1 pseudogene is annotated in these 290 nt (G+C 72.4%); it reads left to right on the top strand.

What is annotated here, in order from left to right:
* Positions 1-290 (top strand): annotated as a pseudogene (locus BHU15_RS40745) (cell division protein); the annotation flags it as partial.

Below are 290 nucleotides of genomic sequence, written 5' to 3'. Positions count from 1 at the left end.
CCGCGCCGGTGTCGCCCTCGCCACCAGCGTCGACGCGCACGACATCACGGCCGACCCCAAGATGTTCACCCCCGAGGACAGCAACGTCGCCGACGCCCCCCGGCAGGCCGCGGCCCTCCTCGCCCCGATCCTCGACAAGGAGCCCGAGACGCTCGCCAAGCAGCTCTCGGCCCCCGGGTCCCGCTTCACGGTGCTCGCCCACCGCCAGACCCCCCAGGTCTGGAACCAGATCAAGGACCTGAAGTCCGTCCTAGCCGAGAAGGCCGACAAGGCGCGCGCCGCCAAGGGCG

The organism is Streptomyces niveus (genome assembly GCF_001723055.1).
GTDB lineage: Bacteria > Actinomycetota > Actinomycetes > Streptomycetales > Streptomycetaceae > Streptomyces > Streptomyces niveus.
The sequence above is the reverse complement of the archived record's forward strand: the minus strand, read 5'-3'. Positions and strand labels throughout refer to the sequence as shown.